Origin of the sequence: Sphingomonas mucosissima (assembly GCF_002197665.1) — a bacterium.
Lineage (GTDB): Bacteria > Pseudomonadota > Alphaproteobacteria > Sphingomonadales > Sphingomonadaceae > Sphingomonas > Sphingomonas mucosissima.
Genome location: NZ_NBBJ01000010.1, coordinates 1 through 21347, shown reverse-complemented (window position 1 = coordinate 21347; position 21347 = coordinate 1). Strand labels below are relative to the sequence as shown.

Annotated in this window: 20 protein-coding genes; 11 read left to right on the top strand and 9 right to left on the bottom strand. The window is 59.9% G+C overall.

Features of this window, described 5'->3' with window-relative positions:
* Nucleotides 1-95: 95 nt before the first annotated feature.
* Nucleotides 96-323 carry a hypothetical protein gene (locus SPMU_RS16475; RefSeq protein WP_088335464.1) on the bottom strand — a complete coding sequence of 76 codons (228 nt, stop codon included), beginning with the start codon at nucleotides 321-323 and terminating at the stop codon, nucleotides 96-98.
* 2065 nt (nucleotides 324-2388) lie between these two features.
* Here SPMU_RS16475 and SPMU_RS16465 point away from each other — a divergent pair.
* On the top strand, nucleotides 2389-3627 hold the full coding sequence (locus SPMU_RS16465; RefSeq protein WP_088335461.1) for an O-antigen ligase family protein: 1239 nt from the start codon (nucleotides 2389-2391) through the stop codon (nucleotides 3625-3627).
* A gap of 750 nt (nucleotides 3628-4377) precedes the next feature.
* On the opposite strand, the gene SPMU_RS17025 is transcribed toward SPMU_RS16465, so the two are convergent.
* From SPMU_RS17025 to SPMU_RS16450, 5 genes are all read right to left on the bottom strand, one after another.
* The gene (locus tag SPMU_RS17025) at nucleotides 4378-4536 is read right to left on the bottom strand and encodes a hypothetical protein (protein WP_169715766.1); all 159 of its coding nucleotides are present in this window, start codon (nucleotides 4534-4536) and stop codon (nucleotides 4378-4380) included.
* A 199-nt stretch (nucleotides 4537-4735) separates the two neighbouring features.
* Entirely contained in the window at nucleotides 4736-5869 is a 1134-nt protein-coding gene (locus SPMU_RS16770; RefSeq protein ID WP_140418511.1) for a glycosyltransferase family protein, read from the bottom strand.
* A 288-nt stretch (nucleotides 5870-6157) separates the two neighbouring features.
* The gene (locus SPMU_RS16460) at nucleotides 6158-7354 is read right to left on the bottom strand and encodes a lipopolysaccharide biosynthesis protein (RefSeq protein ID WP_088335460.1); all 1197 of its coding nucleotides are present in this window, start codon (nucleotides 7352-7354) and stop codon (nucleotides 6158-6160) included.
* A 162-nt stretch (nucleotides 7355-7516) separates the two neighbouring features.
* A complete protein-coding gene (locus SPMU_RS16455) occupies nucleotides 7517-8527 on the bottom strand; it encodes a glycosyltransferase (RefSeq protein WP_169715765.1) in 1011 nt (336 codons plus the stop codon).
* 161 nt (nucleotides 8528-8688) lie between these two features.
* Complete coding sequence (locus SPMU_RS16450; protein WP_088335457.1) at nucleotides 8689-9798, bottom strand: DUF1972 domain-containing protein; 1110 nt, start codon at nucleotides 9796-9798, stop codon at nucleotides 8689-8691.
* 397 nt (nucleotides 9799-10195) lie between these two features.
* Here SPMU_RS16450 and rfbC point away from each other — a divergent pair, with 397 nt between their 5' ends.
* From rfbC to SPMU_RS16415, 7 genes are all read left to right on the top strand, one after another.
* A complete protein-coding gene (gene rfbC / locus SPMU_RS16445; protein WP_169715764.1) occupies nucleotides 10196-10756 on the top strand; it encodes a dTDP-4-dehydrorhamnose 3,5-epimerase in 561 nt (186 codons plus the stop codon).
* A gap of 11 nt (nucleotides 10757-10767) precedes the next feature.
* Nucleotides 10768-11820: a dTDP-glucose 4,6-dehydratase gene (gene rfbB / locus SPMU_RS16440; protein WP_088335456.1), complete on the top strand. Its 1053-nt coding sequence runs from the start codon at nucleotides 10768-10770 to the stop codon at nucleotides 11818-11820.
* Between the two features lie 136 nt (nucleotides 11821-11956).
* Nucleotides 11957-12859 (top strand): dTDP-4-dehydrorhamnose reductase, encoded by a 903-nt coding sequence (gene rfbD / locus SPMU_RS16435; RefSeq protein WP_088335454.1) that lies wholly within the window; start codon nucleotides 11957-11959, stop codon nucleotides 12857-12859.
* A complete protein-coding gene (gene rfbA, locus SPMU_RS16430) occupies nucleotides 12856-13725 on the top strand; it encodes a glucose-1-phosphate thymidylyltransferase RfbA (protein ID WP_088335453.1) in 870 nt (289 codons plus the stop codon). Before rfbD ends, rfbA begins: the two co-directional genes overlap by 4 nt.
* Nucleotides 13726-14063: 338 nt before the next feature.
* The gene (locus SPMU_RS16425) at nucleotides 14064-14555 is read left to right on the top strand and encodes a DUF3489 domain-containing protein (protein ID WP_245833462.1); all 492 of its coding nucleotides are present in this window, start codon (nucleotides 14064-14066) and stop codon (nucleotides 14553-14555) included.
* Nucleotides 14552-14962 carry a DUF2924 domain-containing protein gene (locus tag SPMU_RS16420; RefSeq protein WP_088335452.1) on the top strand — a complete coding sequence of 137 codons (411 nt, stop codon included), beginning with the start codon at nucleotides 14552-14554 and terminating at the stop codon, nucleotides 14960-14962. The genes SPMU_RS16425 and SPMU_RS16420 overlap by 4 nt, the downstream gene beginning before the upstream one ends.
* A complete protein-coding gene (locus SPMU_RS16415) occupies nucleotides 14959-16632 on the top strand; it encodes a recombinase family protein (RefSeq protein WP_140418509.1) in 1674 nt (557 codons plus the stop codon). The genes SPMU_RS16420 and SPMU_RS16415 overlap by 4 nt, the downstream gene beginning before the upstream one ends.
* Nucleotides 16633-16699: 67 nt before the next feature.
* Here SPMU_RS16415 and SPMU_RS17020 read toward each other — a convergent pair whose 3' ends face one another.
* Together SPMU_RS17020 and SPMU_RS17015 are read right to left on the bottom strand one after the other, a co-directional pair.
* Nucleotides 16700-16972, bottom strand: coding sequence for a GTP-binding protein (locus tag SPMU_RS17020; protein WP_169715763.1), 273 nt, complete (start codon nucleotides 16970-16972; stop codon nucleotides 16700-16702).
* Nucleotides 16942-17124 carry a hypothetical protein gene (locus SPMU_RS17015; protein ID WP_169715762.1) on the bottom strand — a complete coding sequence of 61 codons (183 nt, stop codon included), beginning with the start codon at nucleotides 17122-17124 and terminating at the stop codon, nucleotides 16942-16944. The genes SPMU_RS17020 and SPMU_RS17015 overlap by 31 nt, the downstream gene beginning before the upstream one ends.
* On the opposite strand from SPMU_RS17015, the gene SPMU_RS16405 reads away from it, so the two are divergent.
* Both SPMU_RS16405 and SPMU_RS16400 read left to right on the top strand, forming a co-directional pair.
* Complete coding sequence (locus SPMU_RS16405) at nucleotides 17123-17392, top strand: DUF1826 domain-containing protein (RefSeq protein WP_169715761.1); 270 nt, start codon at nucleotides 17123-17125, stop codon at nucleotides 17390-17392. The two genes, SPMU_RS17015 and SPMU_RS16405, sit on opposite strands and share 2 nt — an antisense overlap.
* On the top strand, nucleotides 17393-19423 hold the full coding sequence (locus tag SPMU_RS16400) for a TonB-dependent receptor (protein WP_088335448.1): 2031 nt from the start codon (nucleotides 17393-17395) through the stop codon (nucleotides 19421-19423).
* A 429-nt stretch (nucleotides 19424-19852) separates the two neighbouring features.
* On the opposite strand, the gene SPMU_RS16395 is transcribed toward SPMU_RS16400, so the two are convergent.
* A complete protein-coding gene (locus tag SPMU_RS16395) occupies nucleotides 19853-20425 on the bottom strand; it encodes a glutathione S-transferase family protein (protein WP_088335447.1) in 573 nt (190 codons plus the stop codon).
* A 91-nt stretch (nucleotides 20426-20516) separates the two neighbouring features.
* On the opposite strand from SPMU_RS16395, the gene SPMU_RS16390 reads away from it, so the two are divergent.
* Nucleotides 20517-21218, top strand: coding sequence for a helix-turn-helix transcriptional regulator (locus SPMU_RS16390; protein WP_245833461.1), 702 nt, complete (start codon nucleotides 20517-20519; stop codon nucleotides 21216-21218).
* Nucleotides 21219-21347: the final 129 nt, after the last annotated feature.

The window sequence follows — 21347 nt, the reverse complement described above, 5'->3', positions numbered from 1 at the left end:
GGTCGACAGCATGACGCAGTTCCTCGAATATCAGCGGCTATGGTCGGACGAGCTGCTCGCCGAACGCGATCCGGTTACTGGCCGCAAGCTGCGGATCAACCGACCGTCACGTCTGGTGCGCGGCTAGCCAACCCACTGCCATCCGGCACCTCACCCAGGTGCTCGAGCACCACCGCCATCGCCAGCATTTCGCGCGCGCAATAGGCGACCAGCCCATGGTTCCCATAGCTGAAGGTCGAATGCTGATCGCCTACATCATGCCGCGCTTCAGGCGGCTGACCGGTGGTGCGCATATGTTCGAACGAGAACGGTGCGTCATGCATTCCCCCTCAGTTTGTGTTTGTCGACATTCATCTAGTTGACTGCGGAATCGCGCTCGGTCCGCACGCCCGGTACGAGCAGGACGTCGTTCGCTGCCTCCTCGCAACATCAGTCTAGCCGTCGCCCCGACTGTAAATGCGCTCACCATTACGGACGCGGGCTCAACGGGCCGAGGACGAGGCGCGCGAGCGGCACAGTTATGGTTAGAGGCGTGTTAGACCTGCACGTGGAGGAGTTCCATGATCTGTCAGTCACAGCAGCTCCACCAAGGTGCCATGCACGGACCCTGTCAGCAGCAACGCGTATGTTACCCAGCCCATCTACTTCGGTTCGGTCCGGTGCAGGGGAACGTCTCACAAATTAGCTTGGCTGACAGCCCGGTCGGACGGGCAACGGGAACCATCAGCAGCGCCGCTCTGTAAGCCGGTGTGCTTCCTGGCCCAATATCCACTATGGGTGATTGACCCCACCAGGCTGATCTCGACGCAACCGGCTCGATGATGGGGGCGGAATACATCCTGCAGATCGCTTCCATCATCACATCTATGGCTGCTTCCTCAACGATCGCCTATGGGACGACAATGGCAAGCAGGCGTGCGGTATTAGCGGCTTTGATCTCTGCCCCCGTGGCAGCCACAGTTCGTGAGCGGCAGATTGACGTGACCAGCTTTGTTGAAGACGGTTCTAGTCACCCCCATTCTCGTCAACTTCAGCTTGCCCTCGATGCGTCGGCGCGCAACCACGTTTGCGCCTATATACCTGCCAACTGTACTATTTTGATGGAGCGCGGCCGTTCGGTTACAATGCCAAGTGGATCATCACTAGTTGGGGCCGGCGCGAGTTCGATAATAACGTCTGACGGAGCGCCTGGGCCTCGCGGGTGCCTGATACGAAATGATTGGCTTACCGGGTCCCGCAACATCAAACTTTGCAACTTCGCACTCGACCGAGGTCAGCCTGGTGTAGAGCACGGCATTCTTTTCAATGGTATTGACGGCTTAACAGTAGAACGGCTGATCTCGACCGGACGATCGAAGTCAATGTCGGGAGTTTTGGCCGTTTCCAGCGTGCTCACCGCCAGCGGACGGGAGCGACGCCTGCTGAGCAGAAATGTGCGGGTCACCAATTGTTCTCTCGACGATTGCGGGAACTTCGGGGTGCAGCTTGGCCTTGTTGATGGCGCGTCGATCTCGGGCAACAGGTTCGCAAGAGCTTTTCGTGAGGTAATCGGTGTGGAGCCAGAGGCATGCGATAGAGCGCGAAACATAACGATTGCCGCCAACGAAATCGGGGCCGATCCTAATTTACCGGACGGATCTCAAACCGGTTTGATCATCGTGACGACAACAAGTGGCGCCGCAGCGATTGAAAACGTAGTTGTAGATGGGAACGTTTTGCGTTTCGCGCCGTCAGAGCCTGGGCGGCGCAGCCCGGGCATCGGCATCTACGGGACTGCTGGCGTAGATGTCAGACGCAACACTATTATCGGAGCTCCAGGGCCGGGCATTCAACTGGGTAATCGCTTCAGTAGCAGGTTCGCCTGTGGCGCAACACCCCACATGATACACGGTATAGTTTCGGGCGCTACCATCCGTCGCAACCTCATTCGGAATTGCAATCAGGGTGGTCTCTCTGGGGCGGCGGGAGCGGCGATCTCGATCCACGGATTCGGCCAGCTCATTGTAGACTCCAACCGCATCCGGGGTAGCCGACACACGGCGGACGTCGGTCGAGCACCCTGACAGTCGATATGCATAGCCGCCGTCAGCTTGAACGCGAGTGTGCTACCTGGAGCCGTCAGCGTGTGCCAGCGCTGAGCCATCCCGAACTCCTGAGCCAGCTCGGCAATGGCTCGAGCGAGCTGACGGTAACAGTGCTATTTGCAACTAGAATGATCCTAGCTAGGCGATTAAAAACTTTTGAAGCTGGTCACGTTGATGCGGCGTTCGCCAGCCTGGGCAGTAACAAGAGCCGCGTTGAGGAGCTTCAACGCGACCCCTCGCTTTAACGAAGGCTGTCTAAGTGGGTGTCGTTGCGGCCGCCAGATGTTAGCGTTACGGCACCCAGATGCGTGTAGCCACCAAAATGTCCAATGGATTCTCGAAATTCGCTTGGTCCGTAGCGCTTTTGGCTCTGGTTGAGCCGGTTTGCTCGGGCGCGCGTGGTGTGTCGGCTCCGTTGGGGCAAACTCTAATCCTTCTAGCGGACCTGCTCCTCGTTGCATTAGTCGTGTGGAACCTGCCGAAGGTTCGGAGCCCTCGCCTGATCATCGCCATAGTAACAGCAATCCTCGCTTTAGTATTAACTTTCACGGTGCCGGAATTCCCATACGAGGCGATTATACCCGGATTGCGGAAAAGCTTTCTGATTCTCACTGCCTTGGTTCTAGGCTATTTAGTGAAAAAAGAAGACTCTCATTTAGTGCACAAATCAATAGCGATTTCGTGTCTATTAGTCTCACTTTACGCGATCAAACAACATTTTCTATTCACAGATTTCGACTCTAAAATTCTACTATCCCAATCTTCAGATGTATATACCAACTTATTTCGAGGTGAGCAGCGCGCGTTCTCTCTTCTGTCTTCTGGATTTCATGCTGGAATAGCAGGCCTTATATTGCTGTCCTACGCTCTTTTCTCGAAGCGATTTGGACCATATCTGTCTCTCGCGTTCGCTGCTATTGCGGTATTTGCGATATACTTCACGTACACCCGCACTTGCCTGATCATCGCAGCCGCACTCGTAACATATAGTTTTTTCCGGATACTTCGCATTCCGGCCGCAATTGCAGCACTGATCTGCCTTGCTTCTTACATGCTCTTGGCCGTGAGTGCGCCCAATGAGATTCCTAACCCCTTCACGGCCGCTTCTGAGGACACCCGTTTCACGGGACGGTCCATTTCCTACAAGGAGGCAAGCCATCAGTGGGCGGCTCATCCGGTCAGGCTTTTGACCGGCTTCGGTGTTGGTAGCGCCGGCAGTGCGCAAGGCGATTTGTTCGAAGCCGCTGCTCATATTGAGCCGCACAACATTTTCCTTAAATATCTCTTCGAAATGGGCGTTCCCCTAGGCTTGACCTTCATCATTCTGCTCGGCTGGCTGTTCGTCTCCGCTATGCGAGCAGCAAGGCCGCAGGGCGAACGGACGTTTGTGCTCGCTCTATCGTTGATCACGGTCGTCGCCGGTCTGACCTTTACTATTGTCGAGGCCTGGCCGGCCAACGTGTACATCTTTTTGGCCGTCGGAATGTTCCTGCCGCGGCACACGCAGGGTACCAAGCAAGCCAGGGTGTACCCCCGCGTTTAGTGCCGCCTACCCTTGCTGTTGGTGCCGCTGCGGTTCACGGATCAAGTAGTTGGAACCAAGAGGGAGCTGACCATACCTCAGGTAGCCCCCCTGCGTGACCAGACAGAGTCCCGCTCTTCGATGAAAGTAAGGATGTGATCGAGCATACGACCAAGCGTCACAAAGGTCTGGATCGTCGAGGAGGCGAACCTGCCGGAAACGATTGTGTCGCTGATCGCCCGCCGGTTCGACTTCGTCGCCAGCTAGCTCTTCACCCGACGGCGGTTGATGGCTTAAGGTGCGTTTACCGCGGCGGTTACTGACGGCGAGGTGATCTCCGCGTCTGACGGCGGGCGTTGTAGACGCAGGTGACGAACTTCAGTCTGCGCCGGATGAGACAATGGCAGTGGAGATCCTGCGGGATGTCGTGTCTCGAGCCGCAGGCCGAAAAACTGCTCTTGCGCTCGACCCCGCGGCTGGGGACGGTGCTTAACCACCGTTGTTTACACGTCAGCAGCCGCTGCTAGTCCGTGTCGGCTATACCCGACCAGCTGTCGTTCTTAAGGAATCGCCGCCCACTACTGCGCGACGGTGAGCTGGTTGCCGACATAGGCGCACTCTTCTCCTATCTGCCGACCTGTGGGTATCTCGGTGTGTATGCCCTACTGTACCACCCTATGGCAGCAAGGCGAGGAGCGACGCCATAATGGCCGAGTCTAGCTACACAGCCCATGTTACGGCGCTTCCAACGCTTCTGCGCACCGCTTATCTTCAGGCAGTACCCGAGACGATGTGTGAGAAGGCTTTCGTTTTTATGCCGACACCATCGGCTCCATTCTGAACGAAAACTCGCCGGGGGCAGAAACGGTCGGCGTCGAAGTACTCCTCGCGTGCGCGATCATCGAAGCTCTCGAACGCCAGCAGCGTCATGCCGCTCCATACGCCCTTCAGTTCAACGCCTTGCGGGTAAAGCTTCGCCTGCCGCCAGCGTCGGCAAACCCTCCCGTTTGTATGTTCGCTGGCTTTGTGGGACGGGCAAATCCACTTGGATTACACAATCGATATAGCCGGCCCGTAAACAGGTTTGCGTAACCACAAATCGAGCGAACCCCACCTTTTGTTGGAGTCACTAAGAGCCTCCTGAAGAAGAGCATGCACGCGCGATAAGACCAGAAAGCGCGCTATTCCAGTAAACCGATTTACTCGAATTTACCACATCGAGCAGCGCAGCCCCACCGCTCTCAACCTTTAGCAAGCTGACGCAACTATGCAGTTCATCATCAGACATACCGTCATATACCTTCACCCATCTACTAAACTCGTCTTCTATGCCCCCAAACGCTTTCGAGATTAAAGCAGGTTTTCCATTCGCTAGATACTGGATGAGTTTTATAGGAGACTCGTCATGCGACTTTTCTGGCCTGTACGGTACGAGTCCGACTCTAAATCTAGAAAAAATAGCTGTTTGCTCAGACTCGTGGTACTCTCCGCCAACGGTCACGCGGTTAAGTTTTGATAGCCGCCTTGCAATCTCCGGATGGTAAGCCCTGCCACGAATAAGTGTGCTGTAACCTAAGTCGCTTAGTCTTGCTATGAAGTCGACGTCAAATTTGTCTGTGATAAAACCAGTAAAACCGAAATCATAATCTGCCATGCCTATCACGCGCGCCTTATCTTGGTCGCGCGAGGAGAGTAGGAGGCGATTAGGAACTGCCTCAGAGCGGGGGAAGTCTACCAAGGCGGCTTGGCTAACCCCGGTAACAAAGGCGGCGGACTCCTTTACCCACGCGTATTTTCTTTTAACAGCTTCGATTTGTTTTCCTGTGAAAACATTGTGTTTCGTGAAGTTATCTATCAGGTCATACCAATAGAATACGTCTTCGCGATCGATGATCTCAACGGGCGGAATGTAAAACGGATGGAAATCAAGGATAACTTTGGTGTGACTCGACTTAGAAGCCCATACGTCTAATTTCCTCTCCTGGCCTTTCAATGCGCCAATTGTCCAAAGTCGTTTGTCACGTATGACAGGGAAAGGGTTTATCGTCGTCGAGCGGTGAACAGTGATCTTATCGCTCAACAGCAGCTTTTGTCCGCGGCGAGCTGCTCTTTCAAAAGGGTATGTAGGTCGCTCAAACCAATCAACAGATACGACGTTTTCACTACTCTCCAAGGCGCGAAGGATCATGAGATCCCTGACAGTAAAACCGTATTTAACAGCAAACCCAAGTGTCCGATACGGAACGATAGCGATATTATACATAGACTTCACCCACAGAGACCAAGTATGAACGTAGGGTTGATTAATCTTGATTTAGCAAAATACCGAAATCCGAATAGAAGCTTTAGCTGTGCTAATCGAAAGCGCGGTAGAAAACCGGTAACCGTGGTGAGAGCGCGTGTCATAACTTATCAAATCTAACGACCCTGCTGCCCGGGTGCTAAGTGCCTCAGCTGGCGAGATGTTCAATCTGTTTCCACATCATATCGGGCCTAGTGCTTCGGGCTGCGTGAGTTGACCGCTGTACGCACTTTCGTGAGTATCTCGTTGTTAGATGCGCTTCGCGCCGTTCAGGCGATGAGCAAGCCATTTTAAACTATAAGAAGTTATGTCGGCTCTGATTCCCGTCAGGCGAACGCATACAGTGCTCGTAGCAATTGAGAGAACAACGTTTGTTGCGACGAATGTCCAGCTTGCACCGCTACCGCCGTACATCTGGGCTGCCCAGATCGATACTACCAGCCCCGAGCCGTAGCTCGAGAGATAAATAACCGCGAGCGGCCTTGCGTTTCCACTCATTAAAAGCACCGAAGTAGGCATAAGCGCTAACGCATTGACGAGCTCGCCTATGACAACAATCTGAAGTATTGGTCCGTATTCAGACATCCCTTTACCAAATACTTCTAACAAGAAGTGGGAAAATAGAAAGAGTCCGGCGAGCGCGGGCATAGATGAAAGAAAGGACAGTGCCGCGATATCGCGGACTTCGCGCTGGAGCTCGCAAAGACGGCCCTGCGTCCAAAGCGATGAGAGTGCAGCCTCCCTAACGTGGAGAAAAGAGACGGGGATGAAGCGTGCAATACGAATATAGCGGATAGCTATCCCGAACGCAGCCGCACTCGCCGACGATGAGACGAAACCAATTATGATCAACAGCCCGTCGGGATACATAGCAGAGAATGTAGCCGATACGGCAACGGACAGCTGAGTTAACCCGAACTGATTGCGTCTGGGGCGGCTTTCACACTGCTCTACTCGGTCTGATGCGCTACTGGGTAATCTGGACTTGGCAACAACGCGCTTTAAGTAGATAAGAGCTGTCAGTTGCCCAACGATGCTTGCGACGATCGCTGCGGTTGCGCCCCACCCAAGCCAGGTTGCGGCGATAATGAAAGCGATGCCGCTCACCGCAAAGGGAAGAACCGTGAACCCGATATCGGCGGCAAGCGGCTGGCCCATTCCTCTGGCGGCACCAGACAGCACTACGAGAACCGCGAAGCTCACGGATCCGGTTGCGATAATCCCTAGGTATGACAGGTGCAATCCGGTCTTCTGGACAAGGAAGAGGATCGGGATGAGTGAAGCCAGGATCACCACGGATGCGATAATGCTGGCCGTTTGCGCGGCATTGATCGCTTCCCGCCTCTCATGCGGTGAACGCGATAACGGGAGAGATATCGTCAGTGCGCGATCTCGACCGAGTGCGCCTATGGTCCCGATAACTCTAATCTGAGATTGAGCGACCATTGCGACCCCCCCCACGACAGGGCCCAGAGATCGAACAACGAGGAGTTGCCATAGAAAGGATAGGGCTGCTCCTGAGAGCTTAAGGAGAACGGATGCCGCGACCCGGCGAGTTCTAGCGCTCGACAACTTCATACGTATCTCAGAGCCACATGCGCGTCGGCATTAGGAGACGAAGCCGCGGGCAGGAGCGTAAACGCCCAAGCGCCCTGTCAGGCCATCACGAATAGCCCGGGATATCAGGCGCAAGCGGCGAATAAAATCATGGCTGATACCAACATCGACAGCAGCCACAATCGTGCCGATTAGAAGAAAGAGGAGCAGATTGATTATGTATAATGGCCAATTAGTAACTGTATAGCGCATCTCGAAGGCTACCCTATTCCGGGTAGAATAGTAGACTCGAACATCTGGAGCGGCGGGATAAAACGCCGCGGGTGCTCTACGCCGTTCGTGATTCCACGACTTGTCGATTGACAACAAAGGTGTTACATCAACAAGAAGAACACGAGAGCCAGACTTTCGGATCTTCATTGTATAATCATAATCGTCGCAGTATACAAAAAACCTAACATCTGGTAACTCAGCAGAGCGGGAAACGGCCTTAGATATAACCATGCCACCATATGGAGCATGATCAATATCCACGAAAGTGGCCGGAATTGAGACTTTGCGACGAGCACTAACGATTGATCGGAGTGTGTAGAGGGCATGAAAGTCGTGGAAGGCATTTCTGCGAATGTTTGGACTAGACATACCTGCAAAGATTGCAGTCTGGCTCGGACGATCGGTACGAGGAATAACAAAAGTCGGATCTTCATCATCCGAGTATGTGGATATTATTTTCTGCAAGCCCTCTATGGTATTCGACGTAACCAGCAAATCATCATCTACTAGTATTAAATAGTCAGCTTGTCCATATTCGCGGAAATAGCGAATGGCTTTATTGTAGCCGCCTGCGGAGCCCAAGTTTTCCTCGTGCCTGATCACGGTGACCTGAGGGCTGTTGGAAATATCCGGCTGTTCAACCCGAAAGGGGTTCACACTCGCGTTATCGATAACGACTATCTCGATGACCTCGTCGAGCGTAGACGCTGACTCAATAACACGCTTTGCCAGCCCGGCTCTCTCTCCGTAGGTGACGATGGCAAGCGCGAAGGTGATCTCGTTTGTCATCGCCGACCCAATGCTGCTTTGTAAGGGCTCATGTCTCACGCCTCGGTCAATAGCGGATGCGCTCATATACCGCAGCATTCGCCTACTTCTCCGAGGCTGTTCCGCCGCAATGGCGGGGTAAAAGCCTGAGCACGTAAGCTGCTGCGCCTTTCGCAACCATGCTATTGTCCTCCAAGCAGCGCGCGTTCATATCGCGATAAGACGGCCTCCCATGTGAAGTTCTCCGCCCATTGTCGCCGCGACGCTGCGCTCATCTTCAAGCGTGTGCTGGGTTCTAACAAAAGTCGATCGATAGCGGCGGAGCACTCCTCAGCGTTGTTGAAAAAGATCCCGCCGTCGCCGGCGACCCACCTGTTGAAGGGGTTGTCATGAGCAATCACCGGATTTCCTGCTCCCAGCGCTTCCACTAAAGAGGGGTTCGTCCCTCCGACCTTATGGCCATGTAAGTAGGCAATCGAGTAGAGCCTCAGTGCTGCAAGCGCATCCTTGTCGTATACAGGGCCCGGGAACAAGACCTCAGCGCTTGCGGCGCGAAGAACCGAGTCCTGAAATGCGTTATTACTGTCATATCTTCCGAGAACCAGTAACTTGGCCCCCCGTGCTTTAGAAGAAAACGCCTCAACGATCTCAAGAACTGAGTTCTCGGGCTCGGGACGGGCTATAACTGTGAAGAAGTTTCCTGCGCTCACACCGAACCGCTGAAGAAGATCGACATTTGCATCGAGAACGTTTTCGCCGCCATAGGGTATTGTCAATATTTTGTGGCGGGACGCTCGCGTTGCTAAATGATCTGCTATGACAGGATGGTCAGCAATCAATCTATTTCCTGACCAACAGGCGATCCTCTCATTCAGCCACAGATATGCCTTGGCCGCCAGGTTGTATTTGGCTCGCCTCCACTCGAGGCCATCCATGTTGATTAGGTTCCGCCGCCCTCTCAGCCGGAGCCACGCACAAAGAAAACCTGTGTTGTAACCTAAAGTGAGAATGGTGCCGGGTATCGGACCTACGTCCGCCACGCACTTCGCGTCAAACTCGATTGTCCCTAATGCACCGTCGCGGCTTACAGGGATGTGAATTCTGCGTACGCCGTTCCAGTCGTCGGTCTCTCGAACGCCAGACGCGCTACCCTGGCAATATACGGTGACTGCCCAGCCGTGACTCCGCAGGTACAGAGCAAGCCTTTCTGCAAAGGTCTCGAACCCCCCGTGAGCAGCGGGAACCCCGCGAATTCCCAAGATTATGATTTGGCGGACATCAGGCTGAAACATAACACCTTTTCAAGCTTTTGGCGGCTGAAGCTAGTCAGTCAGATTCGGGGTGAAACACTATTCCCCTTTCGTAAGGGATAATGACTTTTGCTGCAACGCCGCGTATTGACATGAGCAGAACGGAGGCACTAGCGAGCGTGTGAAAGAATTTTGAGTAAAGGCCTGTGCGATGTTAACATGCCAACAATCACCAGCCGACCCGAATTCTGAGACGCGCTGCGAAAGTAAACGGTTTCCAGGCATGTAGATGTTGTGGAGCTGATAAGCAGGTTTCGCGTGTAGGCTTTCGCTCGGTTCTCTCGCTTTCGATGATAATCGAGTGTTCAACATAAACTATTGTACCGCGCGGTAGCATAACTTCAAGTTATCCTCGGAGAATGGTGGGACGAATAACGATATGATCAGCGTCCAACTGATCCGCCCCAAGCGCTTTGGCGATGCCCGTGGCTGGTTCACCGAGGTGTATTCTGAGCCCGCCTTTGCCAAGCTCGGCATCACCTGCCGCTTCGTGCAGGACAATCATTCGCTGTCCGCCCCCGCCTTCACGCTTCGCGGGCTGCATTTCCAGACGCCGCCGCGGGGCCAGGACAAGCTCGTGCGCTGCATCCGCGGGCGCATCTGGGACGTCGCGGTCGACGTGCGCCGCGGCTCGCCGACCTACGGCCAATGGGTCGGGGCGGAGCTTTCCGCCGAGAACGGCCACCAGCTGTTCATTCCGATCGGCTTCGCGCACGGCTTCGTCACGCTCGAGCCCGATTGCGAAGTGACCTACAAATGCTCGGACACCTACGCGCCCGACCATGACGGCGGGATCCGCTGGGACAGCGCCGGCATCGACTGGCCAATGCCCGCGGGCACCGCGCCCGAACTGTCCGACAAGGACAAGGTCCAGCCGACGCTCGCCGACTTCGACAGCCCGTTTGAGTACGACGGCAATCCCCTCGCCCCGCTCGCCTGAAGGACACAGACATGCGCATCTTCGTCACCGGCGGGGCCGGTTTCATCGGCTCGGCGCTCGTCCGGCACCTGATCGAGAACACTACTCACGAGGTCCTGAACTTCGACAAGCTGACCTATGCCGGCACCTTGTCGACCGTCGAGCGGGTGGCGCAGTCGAACCGCTATCGCTTCGTCCAGGGCGACATCTGCGACGCCGAGGCGGTCCGCGCCGCGATCGCCGAGTTCAAGCCCGACGTGATCACGCACCTGGCGGCCGAGAGCCATGTCGACCGCTCGATCGACGGGCCGGGCGCGTTCATCCAGACCAATGTCGTCGGCACCTATACGATGCTCGCCGAGGCGCGCAGCTATTGGCAAAGCCTCAAGGGCGACGCGAAGGAGCGGTTCCGCTTCCACCATATTTCGACCGACGAGGTCTATGGCTCGCTGGGTGAGGAAGGCCTGTTCACCGAGGATACGCCCTATGACCCGCGCTCGCCCTATTCGGCCAGCAAAGCCGGGTCCGACCATCTCGTCAGCGCCTGGGGCCACACCTTTGGCCTGCCGGTGCTGATCACCAATTGCTCGAACAACTATGGCCCGTATCACTTCCCCGAGAAGCTGGTGCCGCTGATGATTGCCAAGGCCTTGGATGGCGAGCCGCTGCCGGTCTACGGCAAGGGCGATCAGGTCCGCGACTGGCTGTTCGTCGAGGATCACGTCCGCGCGCTTCAGGCGGTGTTCGAGCGCGGCGAGCTTGGCCGGACGTACAATGTCGGCGGGTTCAACGAGAAGCAGAACATCGAGGTCGTCCACACGATCTGCGGCATCCTCGATCGGCTGCGCCCGCGCGCCGACGGCAAGCCTTATGCCGAGCAGATCACCTCGGTCGCCGATCGTCCCGGCCACGACAAGCGCTATGCGATCGACGCCACGCGGATCGAGCAGGAGCTCGGCTGGCGGCCTGAGGAAACCTTCGAGACCGGCATCGAGAAGACGGTGCGCTGGTATCTCGACAACGAAAGCTGGTGGCGCCCGATCGTCGAGCGCGGCGCCGCGCAGCGGCGCGGGGTGGCGGCATGATGGGCGGCGTGATGGCCTCCCTCCCCTCGTCATGCCGGCCCTGTGCCGGCATCCAGGGTGCCGCAAACCCAGCGGCCAGTGATTGTGCGGCCCGCTGGATGCCGGGACAAGCCCGGCATGACGAAGGACAACAGGCATGAGCGATAGCGTAAAGGCGATCCTCGTCACGGGCGGAAACGGCCAGCTCGGCACCGAGCTTCAGCGCTGCGCCTGGCCGCAAGGCTATGAGATCGTCGCGATCGACGTCGCCGATCTCGACCTCACCGATACCGCTGCGATCGCCGCCAAGGTAGCCGAACGCCCCTGGGCCGCAGTGATCAACGGCGCGGCCTATACCGCGGTCGACAAGGCGGAAAGCAACCTCGTCACCGCCTGGGCGGTCAACGCCATGGCCCCCGCCGCCTTCGGCGAAGCCTGTGCCAAGGCCAAGATCCCGCTCGTCCAGGTCTCGACCGATTACGTCTTCGCCGGCGACAAGGCTGGCGCGTGGGAAGTCACCGATCCCGTCGCCCCGCTCGGCGTCTATGGCGCGTCCAAGCTGGGCGGCGAGCTCGCGGTGCGCACCTCGGGCGCGCGCCATGTGATCGTGCGCACCGCCTGGGTCGTCTCGGCCCACGGCAACAATTTCGTGAAAACCATGCTGCGCGTCGGCGCCGAGCGTGACACGCTCACCGTCGTGGACGACCAGCGAGGATCGCCGACCAGCGCCGCGGATCTCGCGCGCGCGCTGATGGCGATCACGCAGCGATTGATCGAGGACGATGCCGCCCCCACCGGCACGTTCCACTTCAGCAATGCCGGCAACACGAGCTGGGCGGGCTTCGCGGCCGAAATCTTCCGCCAGGCGGCCGAGCGTGGCGGGGTGACGGCCAAGGTGACCCCGATCACCACCGATCAATATCCGACACCCGCCCGGCGCCCGGCGAATTCCCTCCTCAGCCACGACGCGATCGGTGCCGCTTACGGCATCGCCCCGCGCCCCTGGCAGGACGCACTCAGCGACATCCTCGACGAACTGATCGGAGCCACCAAGGCATGAAGGGCATCATTCTCGCGGGCGGCTCGGGCACGCGGCTCCACCCGGCGACGCTGGCGGTGAACAAGCAGCTCTTGCCCGTCTATGACAAGCCGATGATCTATTACCCGCTGTCGGTGCTGATGCTCGCCGGCATTCGCGAGGTACTGATCATCAGCTCGCCGGAATATCTCGACAATTACAAGCGCTTGTTCGCCGATGGCGCGGCCTTCGGCCTCCAGATGTCCTATGCCGAACAGCCCAGCCCCGACGGCCTCGCCCAGGCCTTCACCATCGGCGCGGACTTCATCGGCGACAGCAATGTGGCGCTGGTGCTGGGCGACAACATCTTCTTCGGCGCGCACCTCACCGACCTGCTCGCGAGCGCGGTCAACCGCACCCACGGCGCCACGGTGTTCAGCTACCATGTCGAGGATCCCGAGCGCTACGGCGTGGTCGAGCTCGCCCCGGACGGCCGCGCGCTCAGCCTCGAGGAAAAGCCCGCCAGCCCCAAGTCGCACCACGCGGTGACCGGCCTTTATTTCTACGACAATCGCGTCGTGGACTATGCCCGCAACCTCCAGCCCTCCCCTCGCGGCGAGCTGGAAATCACCGACATCAACCGGCTCTACATGGAGGCCGGCGACCTCTACGTCGAACAGATGGGCCGCGGCTATGCCTGGCTCGACACCGGCACCCACGACAGCCTGCTCGAAGCGTCCGAGTTCGTCCGCACGCTCCAGCACCGCCAGGGCATCCAGATCGCCTGCCTCGAGGAAATCGCCTACCTCCAGGGCTGGATCAGCACCGACGAGGCCCGCGCAGCCGGCGAACGTTTCAAGAAAACCAACTACGGCAAGGCGATCCTCAACGCGGTGGAGGGAAGGTAAGCTTCGATGCGAATGGGTCAGGAGTGGCCCGCAAGACAGACCATCTACCGTTCACCAACGGTAAGCTCGTATTGCCATTTTAGCTTGTGCCGACCGTGGTGAATTTTCTCCGGGCTGCGGCTCAGTGGGAAGAGCAAGTTAAACTTGAGCTAGGCAGAGGCGGAAAAGCAAGATCCTAAGAACAAGCGCGTTAGGCTCGACTTCTAAGCGCACCAGAGCGACAGCATCTCTCGACTCGTAGGCGCATCGGCAGCCCGGCGAGCGTGCCCCGATCGACCGATCGACGGGGCTGTGGCTGGTGGGGCGGCGATTGGCCGCCCGTACCGGAGGGAGCCACCATGCCGAAGATAACCCCCATGCAGTCGCTACTGCTAACCCACGCCGCTTCCCGACAGAGCGGCAGCTTGTTCCCGCTGCCGCAGAATGCGACACATCCGCCCACCGTCCGTCGGTCGATCGCCGCTCTGCTGGGACGGGGGTGGGTGAAAGCCAGCCAAACCCAAGACCTAACGGCTTTCGCGCACCTGGAAGGCAACGCCCGGTACGGCGTGTTCATCACACCGGCGGGATGCGCGGCTATAGGCGCCAACGACCTGGTAGCCCAAGAGATTGCACCGCAACCCACGCCGCAACGCGAGACCAAAGCAGCAAAGGTCATCGCACTCCTGCTGCGTGAAAGCGGTGCCACCCTCAACGATCTCACCGAAGCCACAGGGTGGCTGCCCCACACCACACGCGCAGCGCTCACCGGCCTTCGTAAGAAAGGGCACGTGCTCGAGAAGGGCAAGCAACCGAGTGGCCTCACCTGCTACCGGATCATTGCGGAATGACCGCGCTAGAAGAGCAACTGGCCGAGCTCCAGTCGCTGGCGTCACCAGCACTGCACGCACGCTGGATCGACCTGACCAATAGCGCGGTACCGAGGGTAAGCCCCAAGATCCTGCGGCTAGCCCTCGCTTGGGAGCTACAAGCGCGCGCCGCCAACGGGATCAGCGGCAAAACAACGCGGATGATCGACCACCTCGCGCGCGCCTCACCAGCAACTTCACCCTTCGCGCCGCTGCGTTTGACTCGCGAATGGCGCGGCCGCGTCCACGTCGTCACAGTCGATAAGCATAAGGTCGTCCACTGGAACGGGCGCGAGTGGCGCTCGCTCAGCGAAGTCGCTCGCGAAATCACCGGCACGCGCTGGTCTGGCCCGGCGTTCTTCGGCTTGAAGAAGAAGGCGGCGGCGTGAACCGGGCAAAGATCCGTTGCGCCATCTACACCCGCAAATCGAGCGACGAAGGGCTGGAGCAAGACTTCAACAGCCTCGATGCGCAGCGCGAAGCCTGCAGCGCCTATATCCGCAGCCAGGCGGCCTTAGGCTGGGTGGAGCTAGCCGAGCGCTACGACGATGGCGGCTTCTCCGGTGGCACGCTCGACCGCCCAGCACTGAAGCGCCTGCTCGCCGACGTGGCGGCAGGGCATATCGACATCATCCTCGTCTACAAGGTCGACCGGCTCAGCCGATCGCTGTTCGATTTCGCCAAGCTCGTCGAAACGTTCGAGAAAGCCGAGGCGAGCTTCGCCAGCATCACTCAGGCGCTCAACACCACCAGCAGCATGGGCCGGCTGACGCTCAACATGCTCCTCTCGTTCGCCCAGTTCGAACGCGAGATCACCGCCGAGCGTATTCGCGACAAACTTGCGGCCTCCAAGGCGAAAGGCATGTGGATGGGCGGCGTCTCGCCGCTCGGCTATCGGCCTGAGGGGCGCAGCCTCGTCGTCATCGAAGAGCATGCAGCGCTCGTGCGGCATGTGTTCGCGCGCTATCTCGCACTCGGTAGTGTGCGCCAGCTTGAATCTGAGTTGAAGCATAGCGGCACCGTCGCGCCCAAACGCGTGACCGGAAGCGGCAAGCCGATGGGCGGCGTGCCGTTCACACGAGGCATGCTGTACCTCATGCTCCGCCGCGTGGTGTACACCGGCCGCATCGCACACCGCGACAAGATCCATCCGGGCAACCACCCCGCGATCGTCGATAACGAGACGTTCGATCGTGTACAGGCAATGCTTACCGAGCATCGGCAGGGACAGTCGCGTACCCGCAAGGAGCGACCGTCTCTGCTCGCCGGCAAGATCATCGACCAGGAGCGTCAGCCGTTGATCGCGACACATGCGACCAAGACAGCGTCGAATGGCAAGACGGTCCCCTACCGCTATTATGTCAGCGAGAAGCTGCATCACAAGCGAAGCGACAGCGGCACACGGATGCCGGCACGTGATCTCGAGGCGCTAGTTGCCGGGAGGATCGCCACCTTGTTCGACGATCCGTTGGAGCTCGTCGCCGGCGCAAGACTTGACGTGCCGGCAGACCGATACGCCGATCTTCAGCAGCGCTGCGCCGAACTCGCCGCACGCCAACGCCGCCGCCAAGCTGACGCGTTGTCTATGCTGCGCCAAGTCCAAGTCAGCGACGGCCGCGTCGAGGTGATCTGCTGCTCGGAAGCGATCGCGACCGCACTGGGGGTCAGCGTCCAGCCTGGCCAGCCGACGACGCTTGCGATCAACACGGCGGTACGGTTGACGCGCACAGGGCGCGCGATGCGGCTGGTCGAGGGGAGTGGCCTTGCGCCAAGCGCGACGCCGGACATCTCCTTGGTGCGGCTGGTGATGCTCGCGCGTCGATGGTGGCAGGAACTGCGCCAAGGCACGATGGACATCACGCGCCTTGCAGAGCGTGAAAAAGTCAGCGCGACCTATCTCACGCGCGTGGTCAGGCTCGCATTTCTGTCGCCGGAGGTGACGGAAGCGATCCTTGCCGGCAAGCAGCGTGCTGGCGTGACGGGCAAGATGTTGACGGCTAGTGGAGCGGTCGACCCGTGCTGGACGAAGCAAGCTGGCGCTCTGTTGCCGCTGACTTGATGGGTTCCCTCAGGAAAGCTTACGCACGGCCGTGACCATCGGCAGCTATGACGCTTCGCCAGGCAAATCAAAGCGTCGGCGCGTGAAAAGCGCGCACCGAACAGGGAGTTGGATCGACCTCACCGTTCAGCATGGGGGTGATTGGCACGGCGGCGTTAATCGTCCGCAGCCGCGTTGCAAGGGCCTCGACACGGTCCGGAGACACCAGATCGGTCTTGGTCAGCAGCAGCCGGTCCGCCGCGGCTGCCTGCCCTTCCGACTCCTGCTGCGTATCCGATGTGGCGATGGCGGTAGCGGCAATGATCGTCGTCACGGCCCTGTCGAGGCTGTAGCGCTGCACCAGCGCTCGTTCGTCATCAGGGTGCGCAGGATCGGCTTGGGATCGGCGAGCCCGGCAAGTGCAATCAGGATGCGGACGAACCAGCAGACCGCGTCTCGTGCGAAACGCGGCGGAGCATCCCGCAAGGTGCGCACGAGATTGCCGGGGATCATGCAGCAACGACAGCCACTCGATGCTTGCCGGCGCTTCCACGCCGATTATGTGACCTATCGCATGCTGACGACATATCACGGTGCAGCGATCCAATGGGTGCGCAGCGAAGCGCCGCCCGCGATCGAACAGATGCGTGCCGGTGAGGTCGCCATCTTCAAGGAACGCCCGATGCTTGACGAAGCGCCGATCCTTCACGGATCTCGGCCGATCGCCGGCACGGGCGAGACGCGGCTGCTGTCCGTCATCGATCCGGTGATCGCGGACTGAATGGCGACCTTGCTTTCCTTTCTGGTCGCGGTAGCGGCGGCAACAGAATCCGGCGCGGCTGCTCCGCCTTCCAGCACCGCGGAGCCGGAAGATATCGTCATCACCGGAATCTTGCGGCGCGATCCGCGTGACAGCGCATCGCCGGTATCGGTGCTTGATGGCGCCAAGCTGGAGCGCGAGTTGCGCCCGCAGATCGGCGAGGCATTGGCGCGGCTCCCCGGCGTGTCGGGCACGAGCTTCGGCCCCAACGTGTCACGCCCGATCCTGCGCGGGCTGGGCGCCGAGCGCGTGCGCGTGCTGACCGACGGAATCGGCGCATTTGACGTGTCCAACACCTCGGCCGATCATGCCGTGGCGATCGATCCCTTGCTGTCGGAGCGGATCGAGGTCCTGCGCGGGCCAGCGTCCCTGCGCTTTGGCTCATCGGCGATCGGCGGTGTCGTCAACGTGCTCGACCGGCGGATCCCCGTCGCGGTGCCGGACGATCGGATCGCCGCCCAGGTGCGCGCCTCCTTCGGTTCGGCCGCCGACGAGCGGTCGGCGGGGGCCAACCTTGCCGTGCGGCTGACCGACAACATCGTCATCTCAGGCGGCGGCAGCCTGACGGATACCGAGGATGCGCGGATCGGCGGCCCGGTGCTGTCCGCGCCGTTGCGCGCCCAAGCACGGGCAAGCAGCGATCCCGCGATACGCGAACTCGCCGACTTGCGCGGGCGGCTGCCCAACACCGCATCGCGCACCCGCACCGCCAATCTCGGGGCGGCCGTGATAGACTCTCGCGGCGATCTCGGGTTTGCCGTGACCCGCTACGAGAGCGCCTATGGCCTGCCGATCCGCTTCGACCTCACACCCGGCGCCGAGCAGGAGGCGGTGTTGATCGACGCGCAGCAATGGCGCGCCGATCTGCGCGCGTCAGTGGTGTTGGGCCGCGGGTGGCTTGAGCGGCTGTCGCTGCGCGCCGGCTATGCCGATTACGCGCATGTCGAGCGCGAGGGGGATGGCGGCGTCGGCACGTTGTTTGCCAACGAGGGGATCGAGGCACGCGCAGAGCTTCAGCAGCGCCGGCGCGGCGCCTGGCAGGGCATCAGCGGAGCGCAATATTTCGCGCGCGACTTTCTGGCGGTCGGCGCGGAAGCATTTGTGCCGCCGAACATGACCGAGCAGGCGGGCGTTTTCACGCTGCAAGAACTCGATCTTGGCGCCGTTCGGTTCGAGGCGGGTGGCCGGATCGAGCGTACCAGCATCCTGTCGCAACAGATCGGCTTCGATCGCAGCTTCACCGCACGATCGATCGCGGGCGGCGCGTTCGTCACCGCGGCGCGCGGCTTGAAGCTGGGCGTCAATCTGTCGAGCACGGCGCGCGCGCCGGCCGCGGAGGAGCTGCTCGCCAACGGTCCGCACATCGGCACGCAGAGCTACGAGATCGGCAATCCGGATTTCGGCATCGAGCGCGCGCGCGGCGTCGAGCTCGTGGCGCGGCTGGGTGGCGGGCGCTGGCGGATCGATGCCGCTGCCTATCGCACGCGCTTCGCCGGCTACATCTACGAATTCGAAACCGGCGCCGTTATCGATGGCCTGCCCGTGTTTCAGTTCGCGCAGGGCGACGCGACCTATCGCGGGTTCGAGGTCGAGGCGCAGGCTAGCCTCGTCGAAGGGCCGGTGTCCTTTGCGGTCGACAGCTTGGTCGATGCCGTTGAGGCGACGATCGACGGGTTCGGCCCAGCGCCGCGCATCCCGCCGCTGCGGTTCGGCGGCGGCATGGAGGCGCGGGGCGGATCATGGGGTTTGCGGCTGGAGGGCGAACGCACCACTCGCCAGACGCGCACCACCGGCTTCGAAACCGCAACGCGCGGCTTCTCACTCGTGAACATCAGTGGCGATTGGAAGCCCTGGGCCCAGCGCGACTTACGCGTCACCCTGACGGCGGCCAATCTGTTCAACGTGGAAGCGCGCCGCCACGCGAGCTTTCTCAAAGACTACGCCCCCCTGGTGGGCCGCGACGTGCGCCTTGGACTGAGCGCTCGCTTTTGATCGGTCCGATGCCGATTCAACGGGCAGAGTAACGCGGCGGCTAGTTACCGCAGTCACTGATTAGCTCTTCAGCGCCGCCCCGGGAGCCGCGCTCTTCCGCGCTGCCGGAGCAGTCGCATCGGAGAAGTGCGACCCGTGCTGGACAAAATAAGCCGCAGCTTTGTTGCCGCTGACCTGAAAGGTTTCTCAGGAACGCTCACCGGCGGCCGTCGCCGTCGGGGCGATTACGCCGCTAAGCTAGTTCAGCATACTGATGGACCTCACTGGATCGGCTTTGCCGCATTGGCGATTAATCTTGTTACCGCTGCTGGATCGTTGCCACGCTGAGCGCGTGAATGCCGTTCACGGCCAGCCAGGCCGCGGGAAGCAGGTGGCGGCAGCGGCACTGGCAAGAAGAGCGCCCATCGTTCTGCCAGTGCCTGCTCGTCGCTACTTAGTGTCGGCATTCATTCGCTCGCCGCAGCGCGCGACCCAATCGCGAATTGCCGGTTCTGAGGGCATCATGTCGACGAACCAGAAAAACGGGGAACTGCACAGCATGTCGGCCGCGGAGAAACGCTCTCCAAGCAGCCACGGCCCTCGACGGAGCGGTTCGGCAAGCCGCTCGATCATCGTGTCGAAGTCGCGCAGCCCGGCGGTGATCGCTGGGTGGCTGACGTCCGCCCACTTCAGGATGAGCAGCGGCTCGATGACGCCCTGATAATAGAACAGCCAAGACAGATATGCGCCGCGGCCCGCCTCACTAGGCATGGGACCGAGGCCCGCATGGGGGTAGGCGTCCGTCAAATAGAGCATGATCGCGCCCCGTTCGCGAACAGTATCGGCGCCATCAACCAGATAGGGCACCTTGCCTTCGGGATGCGGATTGGCAGGATCGCGACTGCCTGATCCGTCCTGCCGCGCGATCGTCACCTCTCTCAACTCAACATCGGCGGAGAGCATGCGAACGAGTGCGACAACAGTGTCGGAACGCGAGTTGGGCGAGATAAAAAGGGTGCGCATCGGGCTGCTCCTTGTGTTTGATGACCCCAACGTTTTACGGAGGTGTTCCTGACAGTTTCCGGCAGTAGGTATGGCTCGCTCGGATCGCCTGATGCGATTGCTCGATACGCTGCGGCGGCTTCCCAAGCCGGTGACGGCGGCGCGCTTGGCGGCGGAGACGGAAATCTCGCCACGACAATTGTACCGTGACATCGCAACGCTGCGTGCAGGCGGGGTTCTGGTCGAAGGAACGGCTGGTTACGGCTACACGCTGACTGAGGATCCCGCCCTGCCGCCGCAGAGCTTCTCCCGCCTTGAGATCGAGGCCTTGATGCTGGGCGTTGCGAGCCTGGGAGCATTTGGAGACGATGCGCTGACTACCGCGGGTCGTAATGCACTCGCCAGGATCGTCGCCACCTTGTCGGATCGTCAGGCGCGGCAGGCGGCGCATGCGACGATGCGATCCTGGCGCCCGCCCGAGCCGCGCGCCGCCATCGCAATCGACCTCGATCTTCTGCGCGAGGCCTGCTGGGATGAGTTTAGCGTTCGGATCGCTTATCGCGACGCAAAAGGAGAGCGTACCGAGCGCGAGGTCATGCCGCTTGGTATGTCTTACAGCCCCCGGACCTTGATGCTCGTGACCTGGTGCCTCTTACGCGATGATTATCGAACGTTCGAGGTGCCCCGGATAGAAGCGCTGGAACGGGGCGTAAGCAATTTTCGACCGCGTCGGGTGCAGCTTCTTCGGGAGTATGTCTCGCTGCGGGCCGCCGAGAGGAAGATTGGGAACCAGGCGGCTCATCCGCGATCCTAAAGGGTGGGACCCGGAATGGCCGCTTTGGAGCGCTGAACCGAGGTAAGCAGACGTTAATTGGCCGGCTTCGGCGCGGCAGCTATGCGCCCCAACTCAGCCGTTCAGCCGCGGCCTGCCTGCTCCCGCAAG

Bases quoted from the DNA above. Each gene is read 5' to 3' on its own strand.
- SPMU_RS16465 (WP_088335461.1), top strand. From the start codon at position 2,389: ATGCGTGTAGCCACCAAAATGTCCAATGGATTCTCGAAATTCGCTTGG.
- SPMU_RS16460 (WP_088335460.1), bottom strand. From the start codon at position 7,354: ATGGTCGCTCAATCTCAGATTAGAGTTATCGGGACCATAGGCGCACTC.
- SPMU_RS16455 (WP_169715765.1), bottom strand. From the start codon at position 8,527: ATGACAAACGAGATCACCTTCGCGCTTGCCATCGTCACCTACGGAGAG.
- SPMU_RS17025 (WP_169715766.1), bottom strand. From the start codon at position 4,536: ATGACGCTGCTGGCGTTCGAGAGCTTCGATGATCGCGCACGCGAGGAG.
- SPMU_RS16475 (WP_088335464.1), bottom strand. From the start codon at position 323: ATGCATGACGCACCGTTCTCGTTCGAACATATGCGCACCACCGGTCAG.
- rfbD (WP_088335454.1), top strand. From the start codon at position 11,957: ATGAGCGATAGCGTAAAGGCGATCCTCGTCACGGGCGGAAACGGCCAG.
- SPMU_RS16420 (WP_088335452.1), top strand. From the start codon at position 14,552: ATGACCGCGCTAGAAGAGCAACTGGCCGAGCTCCAGTCGCTGGCGTCA.
- SPMU_RS16395 (WP_088335447.1), bottom strand. From the start codon at position 20,425: ATGCGCACCCTTTTTATCTCGCCCAACTCGCGTTCCGACACTGTTGTC.
- rfbC (WP_169715764.1), top strand. From the start codon at position 10,196: ATGATCAGCGTCCAACTGATCCGCCCCAAGCGCTTTGGCGATGCCCGT.
- SPMU_RS16405 (WP_169715761.1), top strand. From the start codon at position 17,123: ATGCAGCAACGACAGCCACTCGATGCTTGCCGGCGCTTCCACGCCGAT.
- SPMU_RS16450 (WP_088335457.1), bottom strand. From the start codon at position 9,798: ATGTTTCAGCCTGATGTCCGCCAAATCATAATCTTGGGAATTCGCGGG.
- SPMU_RS16400 (WP_088335448.1), top strand. From the start codon at position 17,393: ATGGCGACCTTGCTTTCCTTTCTGGTCGCGGTAGCGGCGGCAACAGAA.
- rfbA (WP_088335453.1), top strand. From the start codon at position 12,856: ATGAAGGGCATCATTCTCGCGGGCGGCTCGGGCACGCGGCTCCACCCG.
- SPMU_RS16390 (WP_245833461.1), top strand. From the start codon at position 20,517: ATGCGATTGCTCGATACGCTGCGGCGGCTTCCCAAGCCGGTGACGGCG.
- rfbB (WP_088335456.1), top strand. From the start codon at position 10,768: ATGCGCATCTTCGTCACCGGCGGGGCCGGTTTCATCGGCTCGGCGCTC.
- SPMU_RS16425 (WP_245833462.1), top strand. From the start codon at position 14,064: ATGCCGAAGATAACCCCCATGCAGTCGCTACTGCTAACCCACGCCGCT.
- SPMU_RS16770 (WP_140418511.1), bottom strand. From the start codon at position 5,869: ATGTATAATATCGCTATCGTTCCGTATCGGACACTTGGGTTTGCTGTT.
- SPMU_RS17015 (WP_169715762.1), bottom strand. From the start codon at position 17,124: ATGATCCCCGGCAATCTCGTGCGCACCTTGCGGGATGCTCCGCCGCGT.